A 17,784-nucleotide genomic window follows, 5' to 3' on the forward strand; every position below is an offset into this window, starting at 1 on the left:
CCATGCGCAATCTGGTGCGGTATTTCGGCCTGACCTTTCTGCAATACATCGGGGTGGTGATGGCCTTTGTGGTGCTGGTGGTGCTGGGGGCCCGGTACACCCCGCTGTCTCTGTTTGAAAGCTACACATATATGATGCCCACTATGGGGTTGTGGCTCGCTCCGCTGACACTGGCCGGCTGCCATTCCACTATGGCGCTGCCCACCTATTTCGGGGTGCGCCGGTGGAATACATTTCTCTGCGTCCAGATCCTGGCGGTGGTCATGGAACTGTGTACGCTGGCTCTGGCGGTTCTGGGCACCACCCTGATCGTTTCCTGGAATCCGGAGTACGATATGGTGCTGAGCGTGGGGGGAATCCCGGTGCTTCTGGCTGCATCCCTCACTGTCACCGAGATGGCCCTGCTGACCCAGTATCTGCCCCGGGGGGCCAAACAGCGAACCGCCTCCATTCTGATGTTCCTCATCATGATTGTCCTGTCTTGTTCCATCACCATCGGTTTTGTCAAGGCAATCGGGATTCCGTTGGCCCTTTTCCCCATCCATGCGCTGCGTCCCGGCTGGGCGGTGTTTACCTTGGTCTGTGCGGCGGCTACCGTGATTCTGGGCGTGGCGACCTGGCGCTTCTATCGAAAGGCGGTGATCCGGCTGTGAAAAACAAGGAACAAACGTTCGGCCGCACGTTGGGCGGTGTTCTCCAACTGGACACCAAGGTGATGGCCGGTCTGGCAGGCATTCAGGTGGCTGTCTGGGCCTTTACGGTCGGGATTCTGGCCGTGGTGGATGGGTTTACCCGGAGCGATTCGCCTGCGCTCTTCCTGGGACTGCCGGGAATCTTTACCGCAAGTGCGGGTGTCATCCTTCTATTTATAGAAGGCATGCAGCAGTTCGGCATGGATGTTTTGGTACAGATCAGCTTTGGCATTGCCCGCCGCCGTGCCCTGCAGGTAAGCTGGGTGGCTTTGCTGGGATACGGCGTGGTGACAGCGGTGCTGTCTGCTGTTCTGGAGGCTTTCTGGTACTTTGTGCTGACCAACGGCCAGGGGGAAAGCTTTCTCCGGATGCTCCCCGCCTGGGGCTGGCTCTGTCTGGTGCTGATGCCCGCGGCCCTGTCGGCGCTGTCAGTGGGCGTGATACGCTGCTTTGGCAAGAAGGGCGGTCTGGTGCTCTGGCTGTCCTTTATGGTGCTGTGCCAGGTGCCCCAGCTGCTGGAAATCACATCCAAAGATGCCCTGGAGCTTCTGGTGGAAGTTCTGCCGGTATTTCTGCCCCTGGTGGGGCTGGCGGCAGCCGCGGCCGGAACGGTTCTGCTGTACCGGGACAACGCCGCGGTCACAAACCGTTGACAAAGTTCGACCATCCACGCTACAATGCAGACAGGAAGGAGCACCGCCCCGGCCGGGGCGGCGCTTGTTTTTTGGATGGCAGGAGGTGTGTACCCATGTCGGATGGATACTGGAAGGGGCTGCTGCACAGTGCGGTGTATGCCCCGCAGCGCTGGGCCAGACAGCCGGAAATTCTGCGCCGTGACCTGGAACTGATGCGCAAGGCCGGACTGAACACGGTCACCCTGGCCGCCGGGGCATGGCCCTGGCTGGAACCCAGGGAAGGGGAGTATGCCTTCGACTGGCTGGACAAGGCCCTGACCACCCTGGAAGAAAATCAGATCAAGGTGATTCTGTGCGCCCAGGGGCAGGTGTGCCCTGCCTGGATGTCCCGTCATTATCCCGGCGCTGTCCGCACCGATGAGGACGGCACCCGCCCGGTACCCGGGGCGTCCGGCGGTCTTTGCCCCAGCCACACCGCCCGCCGCAAAAAGGTGCGGGAGATGGACGAACAGCTGGCCCGCCGCTACGGGACCCACCCGGCGGTGCTGGCCTGGCTGGTCACTGGCATGGACCTGCCCTGCTACTGCCCCTCCTGCCAGAAAGCCTACCGAAGCTGGCTGCGCAAAAAATACGAGACCCTGGGTGCCCTCAATGAAGCAGGCGGCACCGCTTACTCCGACTGGGAGGAGGTGAGTGCCGCCCGACCGGACGGCGGCAACCTGTGTGCCGCCATGGACTGGGATGACTTCTGCGCCTACCAGCGGGCGGAACTGCTTCATCTGGAAGGGGAGGCCATCCGCAAAGGCTGTCCGCAGGCCCGCATCATCACTGATCTGCTGCCTGCACAGGGCGGGGAAGAGGCGGACCTGACCCTGACCGAGATCCGGCCGGATTGGCGTGCCGGAGAGGATTCTTCCAGCGAATGGAAGCAGGCTGTGCGTGCCGCTTTTGCCTATGACCGGACCCGCTGTGCCGGACGTCCCTTCGTGGTGCGGCAGAAGTCCGGTATCAAATGTCTGCGTCCCGGGCTGCTCATGCTTTCTCAGCTCCAGGCGGTGGCCTGTGGGGCGGACGGGGTGGAACATGCCGTGTGGCGTCAGCTCCCCGGCCGTCTGGACGGCGGGGCGGTGGTCAGCCGCAACGGCAGCGCCGAGACCCGTCTGTTCCGGGAAACGGCGGAGGCTGGCCAGGTGCTGCTCAAGCTGCCCTTTGTGGGCGGTATGGGCACCCGGGCCTCGGTGGCTTTTCTGTATGACGGCCGCACCCCGGCGGGGCTGGCTGCTCTGGCTGCCGCTCATCGCTGCGGTGACCCGCAGAAGGTCATCCTGGACCACTATGCGGCCCTTTTGGAAAACTATGTGGATGTGGACGTGCTGGACCCGTCGGCGGACTGGTCCGGCTACAAGGTGGTCGCGGCACCGCTGCTGGCGGTGTTCCGTCCCGATATGCCCAAGCGGATGGAGGAATATATCCAGCGGGGCGGTCATTTCCTGCTCACCTTCGGTTCCGGCCTGACCGATGAAAACGGTACCGCTGTACCGGGCTGGCCGCCCATCGGTCTGAACAACGTGTTCGGGGTGGGGGTGGAGGACTGTGACCCGCTGCTGACAGGACAGACCAACAGCTTCACCTACGATGACCAGACCTACCCGGCGGTGTTCTGCTGCGATATTCTGCGGCGCACCGGCGCCCGGATGCTGGCGGCCTATGAGAAGGACTTCTACCGCGGCCAGCCTGCCGTGACCAAGCGGCCCCTGGGCTTCGGCTGTGCCTGGTACCTGGGTTGCCACAGTGACGCCAAATTCCTGCGCAAGCTGTACGCCGACATCCTGAAAGAGGCGGGGATCCCGCATCTGGCCGACATCCCCTACACCCAGGACCTGATGATCCGCCGCCGCACCGACGGCAAGCGCACCTGCACCTTCTTCATGAACTTCTCCTCTCGGGTACAGGTCACAGCGGGGCACCGTCTGGACGCCTACGGCTGCGCCATGGACACCGCCTGGGCCCAGGAGTAAAACACGCCCAAACGCCGCAAAACCCCCTTGACAACCGCCCGCCCTTGCACTAAACTGAATGATATCAAATGCAGTGCGGGGGAGTTCCGTGCGGGCAGTTCCTTTTGACAGAAAGCCGGGGAGGATGGGAACCTGGCAAAGGAGCCCGGTGGTTGTCGCCCCCAAGCAGAAGGTGCGAACCGCTTTTTTGCCCAGTAGTGCTTTCCGTTTCGCCCCCGTTACCGGGCGTTCAAGGGGCCTTTGCAAAAAGGCAATTTGGGTGGTACCGCGGTTATTGTATTGACATGGCCGTCCCATGAGATTCTCTCACGGGACGGTCTTTTTTTCGTCCCGCACACAAGGTAAGGAGGACACACCAATGGCAGAAACCGAGAAAACTCTGGCCAAACAGTATGACCCCAAAGGCACCGAGGACCGGGTCTATCAGAACTGGTGCGACAAGGGGTATTTCCACACGCAGATCGACCGCAGCAAGCGGCCCTTTACCATCGTGATGCCGCCGCCCAACGTGACCGGGCAGCTGCACATGGGCCATGCCATGGATGAGACCTGGCAGGATATCCTCATCCGCTACAAGCGCATGCAGGGCTACGCCGCCCTGTGGGTGCCCGGAACCGACCACGCTTCCATCGCCACCGAGGCCAAGGTCGTGGCCCAGATGAAGGAAGAGGGCCTGACCAAGGAGATGCTGGGCCGTGACGGATTCCTGGAACGGGCCTGGGCCTGGAAGAACAAGTACGGCAACCGCATCGTCAGCCAGCTGAAGAAGCTGGGCTGCTCCTGCGACTGGCAGCGGGAACGCTTCACCATGGACGAAGGCTGCTCCAAGGCGGTGCTGGATGTCTTCGTCAACCTGTACAACCAGGGCCTGATCTACCGCGGCAGCCGGATGGTCAACTGGTGCCCCCACTGCAACACCTCCATCTCCGACGCCGAGGTGGAATACGAGGAGAAGGAAGGCAGCTTCTGGCATCTGCTGTACAAGGTCAAGGAGACCGGCGAGATGCTGGAACTGGCCACCACCCGTCCCGAGACCATGCTGGGCGATACCGCCGTGGCCATCAACACCGATGACCCCCGCTACAAGCACCTGCACGGCTGCCATGTCATCCTGCCCCTGCTGAACAAGGAGATCCCCATCGTCTGCGACGAGCACGCCGACATGGAAAAGGGCACCGGCGTTGTGAAGATCACCCCTGCCCACGACCCCAACGACTTTGAGGTGGGCAAGCGCCACAACCTGCCCATGGTCCGGGTGCTGACCTACGACGGACGCATGACCGGCCCTGCCGACAAGGCTGAGGCCGACGCTCTGCGGGCCAGCGGCCGCGCCAGCGCCGACGAGCCCGAGGTCCTGGACTGCGGCAAGTACGCCGGCATGACCGCCATGGAAGCCCGCAAGGCCATCCTGGCCGACCTGGCCGAGGGCGGCTACCTGAAGGAGACCGAGCCCCTGACCCATGAGGTGGGCACCTGCTACCGCTGCCACACCGTCATTGAGCCCATGATCTCCAAGCAGTGGTTCGTCAAGATGGACCCCCTGGCCGGCCCCGCCATCGAGGCCGTGGAAAAGGGCGACATCAAGTTCGTGCCCGAACGCTTCACCAAGAACTATATCAACTGGATGAAGGGCAGCCGTGACTGGTGCATCAGCCGCCAGCTGTGGTGGGGCCACCGCATCCCGGCCTGGTACTGCGCCGACTGCGGCGAGACCATCGTGGCCAAGGAAGCGCCCGCCGTCTGCCCCAAGTGCGGCAGCACCCATCTGGATCAGGACCCCGACACCCTGGATACCTGGTTCTCCTCTGCCCTGTGGCCCTTCTCCACCCTGGGCTGGCCCGACAAGACCGAGGACCTGGACTTCTTCTATCCCACCAACGCCCTGGTCACCGGCTACGACATCATCGGTTTTTGGGTCTCCCGCATGATCTTCTCCGGTCTGGCCTATACCGGCAAGGCCCCCTTCAACACCGTGCTCATCCACGGTCTGGTGCGGGACAGCCAGGGCCGCAAGATGTCCAAGAGCCTGGGCAACGGCATCGACCCGCTGGAGGTCATTGACCAGTACGGCGCCGACGCCCTGCGCATGACCCTGGTGGTGGGCTCCACCGCCGGCAACGATATGCGGTACAGCGAAGAAAAGGTCACCGCCAGCCGCAACTTTGCCAACAAGCTGTGGAACGCTTCCCGCTTTGTGCAGATGAACCTGCCGGAAGGCTTCCAGCCCGGTATGCCGGATGAATCCCTGCTGGACATGAGCGACAAGTGGGTGCTCTCCGAGCTGGCCAATGTGGCCGCCGAGGTCACCGCCAACCTGGACAAGTACGAGCTGGGGCTGGCCGCCGACAAGGTGGAAAAGTTCATCTGGGAGATCTACTGCGACTGGTATATCGAGATCTGCAAGTCCCGCCTGAACTCCGGGGACGAGACCCAGGCCGACACCGCCCGCAAGGTGCTGGTGTATGTGCTGGACAACGCCCTGCGGCTGCTGCATCCCTTCATGCCCTTCATCACCGAGGAAATCTACCAGGCCCTTCCGGGCAGCGCCGAGACCATCATGACCCAGTCCTGGCCGGACGCCAGCTCCCTGCCCACCTGGCCGGAGGAGAGCGCCGACTTTGAGACCATGATGGCCTACATCAAGGCCGTCCGTGCCACCCGCAGCGATATGAACGTGCCGCCGTCCAAAAAGACCAGCATGATCATCGAGACTTCTGCGCCCGCCGCCTTTGAAAAGGGCAGCGTCTATCTGGCCCGGTTCGCCTTTGCCACCGACGTGACCCTGACCCCCAAGTATGAGGGCAGCACCGAAGGCATGGTCACGGTGGTCACCCCCGCCGCCCGCGGCTTCATCCCCATGATGGAGCTCATCGACCGGGAGAAGGAGCTGGCCCGCCTGCAGAAGGAACTGGCCAAGAACGAGAAGGAAGTGGCCATGTTCAGCAAGCAGCTGGACAACCCCCGCTTTGTGGAAAAGGCTCCCGCCGCCCTGGTGGAGGAAACCCGCAGCAAGCTGGCCGCCGCCCAGGAAAAGCATAAGGGCATCCTGCAGTCCATCGCGGCCCTGTCCTGAGGAGCTTCCCCATGAAAAAGGACCGGACCGACCGTATCCTGCTGGGCTGCTTTCTTGTCAGTCTGGTGGTGTATCTGGTGATCTTCGTTTCCGCCTTTGCGGAACTGCCCCTGAATATTTCCTCCCTGCACCAGCTGCTTTTGATGTTCTTCCACTTCATTCCGCAGTTCTTCCTGCAGCTGCTGGTCTGCCGGCTGGAAGGCCCCGTCTGGCGGTTCGCCCTGCCCTTTGCCTTGTTCCTGATCCCCGCTCTCGTCTTTGTGCTCTGCACCGGCGGGGTGGGCCTGGGCTGGGTCCTGGCGGGCGGCTGGTGCATGGCGCCTTTGTCGGGCTGTGCCCTGGGCTGGCTGGTCTTTGGCATCACCCGACTGGTGCACTGCCTGCGCCGTCCCAACCCTTGACAAACCCCATCCCCGCGCCTATAATTGATAGCGTATTTTGCAAAACACGCTGACGGAGAAAGTAAGCGCCACGGGATTCCAGGCAAAGAGAGGGCGGTCACCGGCTGAAAGCCGCCCCACGGGTCCGGCACCGAAGTTCGCTCCCGAGTGGTCCGCGGGAACAGCCCCTGCAATGGGGGCCCAGTAGTGCGGAACGGTCCCGCCCCGTTACGGCGGAAGAGCACAGGACCTGTGCTCGCAGAGTGCCGCCGCATCAGCCGGCGGAACACGGGTGGTACCGCGGAGTTTTTACAGCTTCGTCCCTGACAAACATCAGGGACGGAGCTTTTTTGTTTGCTTCGTCCCGCAACCGCAACAAAAGGAGAGGTGCGAAATGCAGGAAAAGATCAATGCAGTGCGCGCGCAGCTGGAAGCCGACCGGGCAGCCGTGCACAACAAGGAGGAACTTTCCGCCTTCTGGCAGAAATACCTCAGCAAGAACGGGGCCGTCACCGGCCTGACCAAGAGCCTGCGGGACGTGGCCAAGGAAGACCGCCCCGCCGCCGGCAAGCTCATCAACGAGTGCAAGGTCTGGGCCGAGGGCGTGTATGAGGCCCTGTCCGCCGAGATCGAAGCCGCCGAGCTGGAAGCCCGCAACAAGGCCGAAACCGTGGATATCACCCTGCCCGGAAAGGGCAACCTGACCGGCGGGCTGCATCCCATCACCCTGGTCAAGAACGAGATCATCGACGTCTTCTCCGGCATGGGCTTTGAAATCTACGAAGGCCCCGAGATCGAGGACGACGAGCACAACTTCACCCGTCTGAACGTGCCCAAGAACCATCCCGCCCGGGATATGCAGGACACCTTCTATGTGGCCGAGGACATCGTGCTGCGCACCCAGACCAGCGGCGGCCAGATCCGCGTTATGGATGCCGAGCGCCCGCCCATCAAGGTGCTGGTACCCGGCCGCGTCTTCCGCTCCGACTCCGACGCCACCCATTCTCCCATGTTCCACCAGATGGAAGGTCTGGTGGTGGACAAGGGCATCACCCTGTGCGACCTGCAGGGCATGCTGGACAAGTTCGTCCAGGCCCTCTTCGGACCCGAGGTCAAGACCCGTCTGCGTCCTTCCTACTTCCCCTTCACCGAACCCAGCGTGGAGGTGGACGTTTCCTGCTTTGAGTGCGGCGGCAAGGGCTGCAGCCTGTGCAAGCACACCGGCTGGATCGAAGTGCTGGGCGCCGGCGTGGTGCACCAGAACGTGCTGCGCAACTGCGGCATCGACCCCGAAGTGTATTCCGGCTTTGCCTTCGGCATCGGCATCGAGCGGATCGCCATGCTCAAATACGGCATCAACAACATCGGCCTGATGTTTGAAAACGACCTGCGCTTCTTGCAGCAGTTCAAGGGCTAAGGGAGGAAGAAACCAATGAAAGTACCGTTCAGCTGGCTGAAACAATATGTCGATATCGACGTGACCCCCGAAATCCTGCAGGAAAAGCTTTTCTCCTGCGGCTTCGAGGTGGAAGAACTGATCTATCTGGGTGCCGAGATCTCCAAGGTGGTCGTGGGTGTTGTCACCGAGGCCGTCCCCCAGGAAGGCACCCATCTGCACATCTGCAAGGTGGACTGCGGCCCCTACGGCCATGATATCCAGATCTCCACCGGTGCCCCCAACGTGTATGCGGGCATGCACACCCCCGCCGCTCTGGATGGCGCCACCCTGCCCGGCGGCGTCACCATCAAGGCCAAGCCCCTGCGCGGCGTGGAATCCAACGGCATGCTCTGCTCCGGCGAGGAACTGGGCCTGAATGAGGACCTGTATCCCGGCGCCGAAGTCTATGGCCTGCTCGACCTGTCCAAGGACACCGTCCCCGGCGACGACATCCGCAAGGTGGTGGGGCTGGATGAGTATATCTTTGATATCTCCATCACCGCCAACCGCTCCGACTGCCAGAGCATCCTGGGCATTGCCCGGGAGGTGGCTGCCGTGCTGGGCAAGCCCCTGAAGATGCCCGCCACCGACTACACCACCACCGATTATAAGGACCCCCGCCTGTCTATCACGGTGGAAGCCCCCGACATCTGCCCCCGCTACATGGGCCATTATGTGCGCAATATCACCTGGGGCCAGTCTCCCCGGTGGATGCGCCGTCAGCTGGCGCTGTGCGGCCTGCGCAGCATCTCCAACGTGGTGGATATCACCAACTACGTCATGCTGGAGATCGGCCAGCCCATGCATGCCTTTGACATGAACACCCTGGAAAGCTGCCAGATCATCGTCCGCCGCGCCGCGGAAGGGGAGACCATCACCACCCTGGACGGCAAGGAGTTCGCCCTGACCAACCAGAACCTGGTCATCTGCGACGGCCACAAGCCGGTGGCCCTGGCCGGTGTCATGGGTGGTCTGAACAGCGAGATCACCGAGAACACCACCCAGCTGCTGTTCGAGTCCGCCAAGTTCGCCCGGGACAACATCCGCAAGACCGCCCGCGGCCTGGGCCAGAACACCGACGCTTCCGCCCACTATGAGAAGGGTGTCTCCGAGTACACCACCGAGCTGGGCATGGCCCGCGCTCTGCACCTGATCCAGGAACTGAACTGCGGCGAAGTCACCGCCAGCGCCTTTGACGTGTCCGCCGGTGCTTCCCGGGAAGGCAAACATTTCTCCGCCCGCATCAGCCGCATCAACGCCATCCTGGGCATTGAAGTTCCCACCGAGGCGGTGCTGGATATCCTCAAGCGTCTGGACTTCCAGGTGGAGCTGCAGGATGACCATGACACCATGCAGGTGGTGGCCCCCCGCTGGCGGGAGGATATCGAGGTAGGCGAGCCCGATCTGGCCGAGGAGGTCATCCGGGAATATGGCTACGAGCACATCAAGCCCACCTTCCTGAAGAATGCCACCGTCACCAACGGAGGCCTGAACCCGGACCAGCAGCGGCAGGCCCGTGCCAAGAACACCGTCTGCGCCCAGGGCTTCTATGAGGCCATCACCCTGGCTTTCTACGCCGACGCCGACCTGGATGCCCTGCACATTGCCGCCGATGCTCCCGAGCGCAACGTGGTGCGCATCCTCAACCCCCTGACTTCCAACCTGACCATCATGCGTCCGCTGCTGGCCCCGTCCCTGCTGAACGTGGTGGTGGAAAACCTGAAGAAGGGCAACACCGCCGGCCGCCTGTTCGAGCTGGCCAACGTCTACGCTCCTGCCGAGAGCATCAACCAGCTGCCCAACGAGACCCTGCACCTGGGGCTGGCCGCCTTCGGCGAGAAGGAGGACTTCTTCGCCCTCAAGGGCGCCATCGAAGCCCTGGGCGCCGCCTTCGGCGTGACCTTCGACTACCGCCGTGCCCAGAACACCCCCTGGCTGCACCCCGGCATCTCCGCCGACATCCTGTGCGGCGAGGAGAAGATCGGTGTTTTCGGCAAGCTGGCCAATGATGTGACCGCCGAGCTCAAGCTGCCCAAGGACAGCCGGGACAACCAGAAGATCTTCCTGGCGGAGATCGACTGGCCCGCCTTCATGGCTCACCGCCGTCAGGCCCTGCGCTATGCTCCCATCTCCGAGTTCGCCTCGGTGGCCCGTGACCTGGCTCTCGTGGCCGACGAGGAGACCGCCTGCGGCGATATCATCGCCGAGATGCACCGCGCCTGCCCCAGTCTGGGCGACGTGGAACTCTTCGACATCTACCGCAGCGAGTCTGTGGGGGCCGGCAAAAAGAGCATGGCCTTCACCCTGCATTTTGTGCCCGCCGGCAAGGCTCTGGCGCCCGAGGAGATCGACCGCTTTGTCAAGAAGATCCTGGGCAACCTGAAATATCGGCTGAACGTGGAGATCCGCTGATCTTGCCAGCCTGAATAAAATCAAAGCCCCGCTGTACCTTTCCCGGTACGGCGGGGCTTTCTTGTATGAAAAGTCGGGCGATTCAGTGGGCGACGGTATTGTTGATGACCAGCAGGTCCCCGTCCTCCAGCACGGTGTCTCCGTTGGGAATCAGATACTCCTGCCCCCGGCGGATCAGCACGATCAGCGCGCCGGCCCGACGGGGCAAATCGGCCAGACGGCGGCTTTCGGGCAGGTCCTGGATGTTGACCACCTTTTCGGTCAGGGTGGCGGCGGGGGCCTTGTCCTGCTCCAGGGCGCAAAGGACCAGCAGGTCTCCCGGCTGCAATACGGTGCTGCCGGAGGGCACCAGCGTCTGGTCGCCGCGCTGCAGGCTGATCAGGATGGTGCCCGGGGGCAAAAGGATCTCCCGCACCGCCTTGCCGCACCAGGCATGACCGGCGGGCACAGCGATCTGGATGAACTGCACCGGGGCTTCATCCACATAGTCGTTGAATGTTTTGAGAATATTGCCCTGGGTATCGATCATGTCCAGACGTCGGGCCACGGCGGGCAGCAGCGATCCCTGGACCAGGATGGAGAAGAGCACCACCACAAACACGATGTGGAAGATATCCATCTCGATGTAGGCGGGGCTGATGACTGCCATCACCGCAAAGACGACCGAGGCCGCACCCCGCAGCCCGGAAAAGGAGACCAGCAGTTTCTGCCCCACACTGCCCCGGAAGGGAGTCATGAGCAGGAACACCGCCGCAGGGCGGGCCACCAGGGTCAGGAACAAGGCAATGCCCAGCCCCGGCAGCAGCACCGCCGGCATCCGGGAAGGGTAGGAGAGAAGCCCCAGCACAAAGAACAGGATCATCTGCATGATGCTGGTGATGCCGTCAAAGAAGGGAACCAGCGTTTCCTTGTGTCCGATTTCTCCGTTGCCCAGGAGGATGCCCGCGATATACACACTCAGGAAGCCGTTTCCACCCAGCAGGGTGGGGGCGGCGTAAGCCAGCAGCGCGGCTGCCACCACCACAATGACGTCTGAGCCGGGAAAGGAAAATCGCACCCGGCTCAGCAGCCACAGCACCGCGGCCCCCACACCGAAACCGAAGACCAGCCCGAAGGCCAGCTGTTTCACCAGCAGCAGTGCCGCACCACCCGGGGTGATGCCGGTTTCCATGGCAGCCAGCAGCACCGCGGTGAGCATATAGGCGAAGGGGTCATTGCTGCCGCTCTCCACTTCCAGCAGGGAGTCGGTGTTTTCTTTCAGGGCCAGGTTCCTGGCACGCAGGATGGAAAACACCGAGGCCGCGTCGGTGGAACCCAGCACCGCCCCGCACAAAAGCCCCTGCAAAAGGGGCATCCCCAGCACCAGATGGCAGAACCCGCCGGTGAGCAGGGCGGTCAGCAGGGTACCGACGCTGGAAAGCAGGATGGACGGCACCGCCACCGGGCGGGCGGCACGCCAGTTGGTGCCGAAACCGCCGTAAAACATGATGAAGACCAAGGCCACCGAGCAGATCTGTTCGGTGACGGCGTAATCGTCAAAAGCAATCTTGAACAGCCCGTCCGAACCGAACAGCATGCCCAGAAACAGGAACACCAGCAGCGCCGGAATCCCCAGCCGGGAACTCAGCTTCAGAAAGACCGTGCAGGCCAGCATGACCACGGCCGCGAACAATAGCAAAGATGCGAGCATGAACCCTTCCTTTCCCTGTGTGAATCAAAAATGCGTACTGTAATAACTATACCACACCGTCCGCACGCCTGCCAAGTAAAACGGCAGCACAAGCAATCGGTTTTGATTTTTCGGAAATTATGCCTCAAAACATAACAATCTTCGGAAAAGCAGTCAAAATAGTTCTGCTAAGCGGCAGCTGCCGGTTTTTGACTTGCTCTGCGGCCGGATTCATGGTATTCTATACGAAGTACGCGACTCTGCTTTGAAAAGTCTTTATGGTGTAAGAAACTGGAAAGGGAGAATGCGTGCGGCGGACGACCGTTGCCCTTGACGGTCGTCCGTTTTTTATAACAGCCGGCAGGCCCAAGGTGGACATTTGCCTGAAAATCGCATATACTTAAAAAATCATGTGACAAACATATCCTGTAAAACAGGATACGGAACGGAGGGAACCCATATGTGTGGAATCGTTGGCTTTACCGGTCGTGCGCAGGCCGCGCCGATCTTGCTGGACGGCTTGGCCAAGCTGGAATACCGCGGGTATGACTCGGCCGGTCTGGCCGTGCAGGAAGCGGCCGGCAAGATTGAGGTGGTCAAGGCAAAGGGACGTCTGCGCGTTTTGAGCGAGATGACCGACGGCGGCAACGCCGTCCCCGGTACCTGCGGCATCGGCCATACCCGCTGGGCCACCCACGGGGAGCCTTCGGTGGTCAACGCCCATCCCCATTACAGCCGGGATGAAAAGATCGCGGTGGTGCATAACGGCATCATCGAAAACTACCAGGAACTGAAAGACTGGCTCACCAACCGCGGATTCAATTTTGTGTCCCAGACCGACACCGAGGTGGTGGCCCAGCTCATCGATTACTATTATACCGGGGAGGCGGCCGGCGATCCGCTGAACGCTATCACCCGCATGATGCTGCGGGTGCGCGGGTCCTATGCGCTGGGTGTGCTCTTTGCGGACCAGCCCGGTGTGGTGTATGCCGTGCGCAAGGACAGCCCCCTCATTGTGGGCCGCGCCGAGGACGGCAACCTCATTGCCTCCGATGTGCCTGCCCTTCTCAAGTACACCCGCACCGTCTATTACATCGACAACCTGGAGATCGCCCGCCTGACCCCCGATTCCATCGAATTCTTCAACATCGACCGGGAACCGGTGGAAAAGCAGGCCACCACCATTGAGTGGGATGCCGAAGCGGCGGAAAAGGGCGGCTACGAGCATTTCATGATGAAGGAGATCCACGAGCAGCCGGCCGCCGTGCGGGACACCCTGAGCCCCCGCATCAAGGACGGCAAGGTGGACCTGAGCGAGCTTTCCCTGGACGAGGAAGCCATCCGGGCGGTGCGCCGCCTCTACATCGTGGGCTGCGGCTCTGCCTACCATGTGGGCGTGGCGGCCCGCTATGTCTTCGAGAGTCTGGCCCGGGTCCCGGTGGAGGTGGACGTGGCCAGCGAGTTCCGGTACCGTGACCCGGTGCTGGAGCCGGATTCTCTGGCCATCATCATCAGCCAGAGCGGCGAGACCGCCGATACCCTGGCTGCTCTGCGCCTGTGCAAGGACCGGGGCGTGCGCACCATCGGCATCGTCAACGTGGTGGGGTCTTCCATCGCCCGAGAGGCCGACGCCACCCTGTACACCTGGGCCGGCCCGGAAATCGCCGTGGCCACCACCAAGGCCTACAGCACCCAGCTGGCCGCCTGCTACCTGCTGGCCATTGCCTTCGGGCAGCAGCGGGGCGTGCTGGACCAGGAACGCGCCGCCGCCTTGGTGGCGGAACTGCAGGCCCTGCCGGACAAGATCGAAAAGACCCTCGCCGACAAGGAGCGCATCCAGTGGTTTGCCAGCAAATATGCCAACGCCCATGACGTCTTTTTCATCGGCCGCGGTCTGGACTACGCGGTGGCCCTGGAAGGCAGCCTGAAATTCAAGGAGATCAGTTACATCCACTCCGAAGCCTTCGCGGCAGGGGAGATGAAGCACGGCCCCATCTCCCTGGTGGAGAAGGGCACCCTGGTGGTGGGCATCCTGACCCAGCCCGACCTGTACGAAAAGACCGTCTCCAACCTGGTGGAAGCCAAGAGCCGGGGCGCCTTCCTCATGGGGCTGACCAGCTACGGCAACTACAACATCGAGGACACCGCAGGCTTCACCGTCTATGTCCCCAAGACCGACCCCCACTTTGCCATCAGCCTGTCGGTCATTCCGCTGCAGCTGCTGGCCTACTATGTGAGCTGCGCCAAAGGTCTGGATGTGGATAAGCCCCGCAATCTGGCCAAAAGTGTCACGGTGGAATAAAACTGAACATTAGGAGCACAATTGTCCGATTTGCCAAAATTTTTTTGGTGATTTTGTGCGTCTTTTGCTCCGTTTGCCCCCTGTTAGTAGGGACAAACGGAGCAATTTTGTGTTATAATACAAGCCGAAGTCAAAATTTTCATGCGGTGGCGGCGTTGCAAGTGGGGCCGCCCCGCCATATACTGTGGCAGGAACGGCCGTTTTTGTCCGGGCCGTTCCCTCTGCCGGAAAACAGGGAAGACAGAACGAATGAAGAAAACCAACGAACAACTGATCAAGGGCCTGCCCCGCCGTATCCTGCTCATGCTGCTGGACTGCGGCCTGATCGTGCTTTGCTACTATATCGCCATCCTGCTGCGGTTTGACGGCAGTGACGCTTTCCGCCGCCACGAGGTCATTGTGGCCATGGCACCCATGCTGACCTATATCCTGCCCATCTATATGGTGGTGTTCTGGTTCGGCGGTCTGTATGAGATAATGTGGGAATATGCCGGCATGCGGGACCTGGCGCGGCTGATGTGCCTGTCAGGTCTGGCCACCGGATTCAGCCTTTTGTTTGACATGCTCTTCCGCACCCGTACCATCAGCGGCACGGTGCTCATCATCGGTGCAGTGCTCAACACGGCAGCTGTGGCCGGGGTACGCTTTTTGTGGCGGCTGATGCGGACTCTGCGGCAGTATACGGGCAGCACACCCAAAGCGGCCCGCAATGCCCGGGACAAGACGCCGCTGCTGATCGTGGGCGCGGGCAATGCCGGTGCCTGGGCCGTCAACCTGTGCAAGACCAAAAACTCCACCTTCGGCAACCCGGTGGTCATTGTGGACGATGACCTGACCAAAAAGAACCTGCGTGTGCAGGGCGTTCCGGTGCGGGGTACCATCTCGGACATTCCCGAACTGGTGCGCAAATACCATATTGTGGAGATCGTCATCGCCATCACCACCCTGAAAGGCGAGCGCCTGCGGGAGGTCATCAACCTCTGCAACTCCACCCACTGCCGGGTGCGGATGCTCAACGATCCCCAGGCGGTGGACGAGAGCGGCAAGCCTGTGGTGGCGGGCCTGCGTGAACTGAACACCGCAGACTTCCTCTCCCGGGACGAAATTCAGCTGAACAACGCCCAGATCTCTGAATATCTGCATGACAAGATCGTGCTGGTCACCGGCGGCGGCGGGTCCATCGGCAGCGAGCTCTGCCGCCAGATCATGCGCTACAGCCCCCGCCAGCTGCTGATCTTCGATATCTACGAAAACTGCGCCTATGAGCTGGAGATGGAGCTGCGCAACAAGTACGGCGCCGACGCCCACATCATCACCCTCATCGGCTCCATCCGGGACAAAGCCCGCCTGGACGAGGTATTTGAAACCTATCATCCTTCGGTGGTTTTCCATGCGGCGGCCCACAAACATGTGCCCCTGATGGAGACCAGCCCTGCCGAAGCGGTAAAGAACAATGTTTTCGGCACCAAGAATCTGCTGACCTCCGCCGCCGAGCATGATGTGGAGCGGTTCGTGCAGCTGTCCACCGACAAGGCGGTGAACCCCACCAACGTCATGGGCTGCACCAAGCGCATCTGTGAAATGCTCATCCAGACCTTTGCCAGCAACACCACCATGAAGTGCATGGCGGTGCGCTTCGGCAACGTGCTGGGCAGCCACGGCAGCGTCATTCCGCTGTTTGAAGAACAGATCAAGCGGGGCGGCCCCGTGACCATCACCCACCCGGACATCGTCCGCTATTTCATGACCATCACCGAGGCCGCCCAGCTGGTGCTGCAGGCCGGCGGTCTGGCCAAGAGCGGCAGCATCTATGTGCTGGATATGGGCGAGCCGGTGCGCATCATGGACCTGGCCAACCGGCTCATCCGCTTCTACGGGTATGAGCCCGGGGTGGATATCCCCATCGAGATCACCGGCCTGCGCCCCGGCGAAAAGCTGTACGAGGAGCTCATGCTGGATTCCGAGCAGGACAAGATGCTCAGCACCGCCCACAACAAGATCTTCATCGCGCCGCCCATGGAGATCGACCTGGCCCATTTCTATGAAGAATTGCAGAACCTGCAGGTCTGTGCTGAGCACAACGACGAAGCGGTGGTCATGGGCCTGCAGCGGATTGTGGGGCGGTACCATCCCAACCGCAAACTGAACGAGGACCATACCGTCAGTGCGGCCCACGGCAATACGTCCATCATTGACAAGAGTGAGATCGAACATGCGGTGGCCCAGCAACAGGCCGTCATGGAGAGCAAAAAGGAGGGCAAGGATGTATCGTAATTATATCAAGCGCCTGCTGGATCTGCTTCTCTCGGCGGTGGCGGCGGTGGTGCTGGCCATTCCCATGGCGATTCTGGCCATCTGGATCAAGATCGACTCCCCGGGCCCGGTGTTTTTCAAGCAGCGGCGGGTGGGGGCCCACAAGACCCATTTCAACATCCTGAAATTCCGCACCATGCGGGGGGACACGCCCCACGACGTGCCCACCCACCTACTTAAAAACGCCAATTCCTACATCACCAGAAGCGGGGCTTTCCTGCGCCGCACCAGCCTGGACGAACTGCCCCAGATCTACAACATCCTGGCAGGGCAGATGAGCATTATCGGCCCCCGTCCGGCTCTGTACAACCAGTATGATCTCATTGAGGCCCGGGACGCGGTGCATGCCAACGATATCCGCCCGGGACTGACCGGCCTTGCCCAGGTCAACGGCCGGGACGAGCTGCCCATTGACGTGAAGGCCCGCTATGATGGCGAATATGCTGCCGACATCACCTTCCGCAAGGATCTGGCCATCTTCTTCCGTTCCATCACCTACGTGTTTGAACGCCGCGGCGTGGTGGAAGGCGGTACCGGTGCCATGGAAGAGCAGAAGAAGGAACAAAAATAACGCTGCAAGCGGTTTTTGTCACGCAATGTCCGGCTTTTTGGCCGGACATTGGCATTTTGACGGAAAAAACTGCCTCCTGTTTTTCCTGAAAAAACAGGCAAAAAAGGCGCCAAAACAAAACTACACAAGAAAATATTGAAATTCTCGTTGAAATATGTTGCAAAAGTCAAGTTAATTGTGTAAAATATACATCAGGGACCCGTCGCTTTGGGTCAAAATAACGGCAGAGTGGCCGGCAGGGATTCATGCGGCGGTTTGGTCATTCAGCACAATGGTAAGGA

The 17,784-nt window shown here is 61.4% G+C and carries 11 protein-coding genes; 10 read left to right on the forward strand and 1 reads right to left on the reverse strand.

Annotation, left to right across the window (positions count from 1 at the left end; translation table 11 throughout):
• Positions 1–2 precede the first annotated feature (2 nt).
• The 7 genes from AC127K_RS12015 (at position 3) to pheT (ending at position 10,648) form a co-directional block, all read left to right on the forward strand.
• On the forward strand, positions 3–653 hold the full coding sequence (locus tag AC127K_RS12015) for a hypothetical protein (RefSeq protein WP_483720782.1): 651 nt from the start codon (positions 3–5) through the stop codon (positions 651–653).
• The gene (locus tag AC127K_RS12020; protein WP_483720783.1) at positions 650–1,345 is read left to right on the forward strand and encodes a hypothetical protein; all 696 of its coding nucleotides are present in this window, start codon (positions 650–652) and stop codon (positions 1,343–1,345) included. Before AC127K_RS12015 ends, AC127K_RS12020 begins: the two co-directional genes overlap by 4 nt.
• A gap of 95 nt (positions 1,346–1,440) precedes the next feature.
• Complete coding sequence (locus AC127K_RS12025; protein ID WP_483720784.1) at positions 1,441–3,345, forward strand: beta-galactosidase; 1,905 nt, start codon at positions 1,441–1,443, stop codon at positions 3,343–3,345.
• Between the two features lie 358 nt (positions 3,346–3,703).
• Positions 3,704–6,418 (forward strand): valine--tRNA ligase, encoded by a 2,715-nt coding sequence (locus AC127K_RS12030; RefSeq protein ID WP_294542665.1) that lies wholly within the window; start codon positions 3,704–3,706, stop codon positions 6,416–6,418.
• Between the two features lie 11 nt (positions 6,419–6,429).
• Positions 6,430–6,819, forward strand: a complete 390-nt coding sequence (locus AC127K_RS12035) for a hypothetical protein (RefSeq protein WP_483720785.1) — start codon at positions 6,430–6,432, stop codon at positions 6,817–6,819.
• A gap of 373 nt (positions 6,820–7,192) precedes the next feature.
• A complete protein-coding gene (pheS, locus tag AC127K_RS12040) occupies positions 7,193–8,215 on the forward strand; it encodes a phenylalanine--tRNA ligase subunit alpha (RefSeq protein ID WP_483720786.1) in 1,023 nt (340 codons plus the stop codon).
• A gap of 15 nt (positions 8,216–8,230) precedes the next feature.
• The gene (pheT, locus tag AC127K_RS12045; protein WP_483720787.1) at positions 8,231–10,648 is read left to right on the forward strand and encodes a phenylalanine--tRNA ligase subunit beta; all 2,418 of its coding nucleotides are present in this window, start codon (positions 8,231–8,233) and stop codon (positions 10,646–10,648) included.
• A gap of 82 nt (positions 10,649–10,730) precedes the next feature.
• Here pheT and AC127K_RS12050 read toward each other — a convergent pair whose 3' ends face one another.
• Positions 10,731–12,338: a potassium/proton antiporter gene (locus AC127K_RS12050; protein ID WP_483720788.1), complete on the reverse strand. Its 1,608-nt coding sequence runs from the start codon at positions 12,336–12,338 to the stop codon at positions 10,731–10,733.
• A 439-nt stretch (positions 12,339–12,777) separates the two neighbouring features.
• Between AC127K_RS12050 and glmS the strand changes: the two genes are divergently transcribed.
• From glmS to AC127K_RS12065, 3 genes are all read left to right on the forward strand, one after another.
• Positions 12,778–14,619, forward strand: a complete 1,842-nt coding sequence (glmS, locus tag AC127K_RS12055; RefSeq protein ID WP_483720789.1) for a glutamine--fructose-6-phosphate transaminase (isomerizing) — start codon at positions 12,778–12,780, stop codon at positions 14,617–14,619.
• A 249-nt stretch (positions 14,620–14,868) separates the two neighbouring features.
• Positions 14,869–16,893 carry a polysaccharide biosynthesis protein gene (locus AC127K_RS12060; protein WP_483720790.1) on the forward strand — a complete coding sequence of 675 codons (2,025 nt, stop codon included), beginning with the start codon at positions 14,869–14,871 and terminating at the stop codon, positions 16,891–16,893.
• Entirely contained in the window at positions 16,883–17,503 is a 621-nt protein-coding gene (locus AC127K_RS12065) for a sugar transferase (RefSeq protein ID WP_294542995.1), read from the forward strand. Before AC127K_RS12060 ends, AC127K_RS12065 begins: the two co-directional genes overlap by 11 nt.
• The last annotated feature ends 281 nt before the right edge of the window (positions 17,504–17,784 follow it).

The organism is Subdoligranulum sp. DSM 23681, from assembly GCF_057005535.1.

Coding starts and splice junctions, on each gene's coding strand:
- pheS (WP_483720786.1), top strand. CDS start 7,193: ATGCAGGAAAAGATCAATGCAGTGCGCGCGCAGCTGGAAGCCGACCGG.
- AC127K_RS12060 (WP_483720790.1), top strand. CDS start 14,869: ATGAAGAAAACCAACGAACAACTGATCAAGGGCCTGCCCCGCCGTATC.
- AC127K_RS12035 (WP_483720785.1), top strand. CDS start 6,430: ATGAAAAAGGACCGGACCGACCGTATCCTGCTGGGCTGCTTTCTTGTC.
- AC127K_RS12025 (WP_483720784.1), top strand. CDS start 1,441: ATGTCGGATGGATACTGGAAGGGGCTGCTGCACAGTGCGGTGTATGCC.
- AC127K_RS12065 (WP_294542995.1), top strand. CDS start 16,883: ATGTATCGTAATTATATCAAGCGCCTGCTGGATCTGCTTCTCTCGGCG.
- AC127K_RS12015 (WP_483720782.1), top strand. CDS start 3: ATGCGCAATCTGGTGCGGTATTTCGGCCTGACCTTTCTGCAATACATC.
- AC127K_RS12050 (WP_483720788.1), bottom strand. CDS start 12,338: ATGCTCGCATCTTTGCTATTGTTCGCGGCCGTGGTCATGCTGGCCTGC.
- glmS (WP_483720789.1), top strand. CDS start 12,778: ATGTGTGGAATCGTTGGCTTTACCGGTCGTGCGCAGGCCGCGCCGATC.
- pheT (WP_483720787.1), top strand. CDS start 8,231: ATGAAAGTACCGTTCAGCTGGCTGAAACAATATGTCGATATCGACGTG.
- AC127K_RS12030 (WP_294542665.1), top strand. CDS start 3,704: ATGGCAGAAACCGAGAAAACTCTGGCCAAACAGTATGACCCCAAAGGC.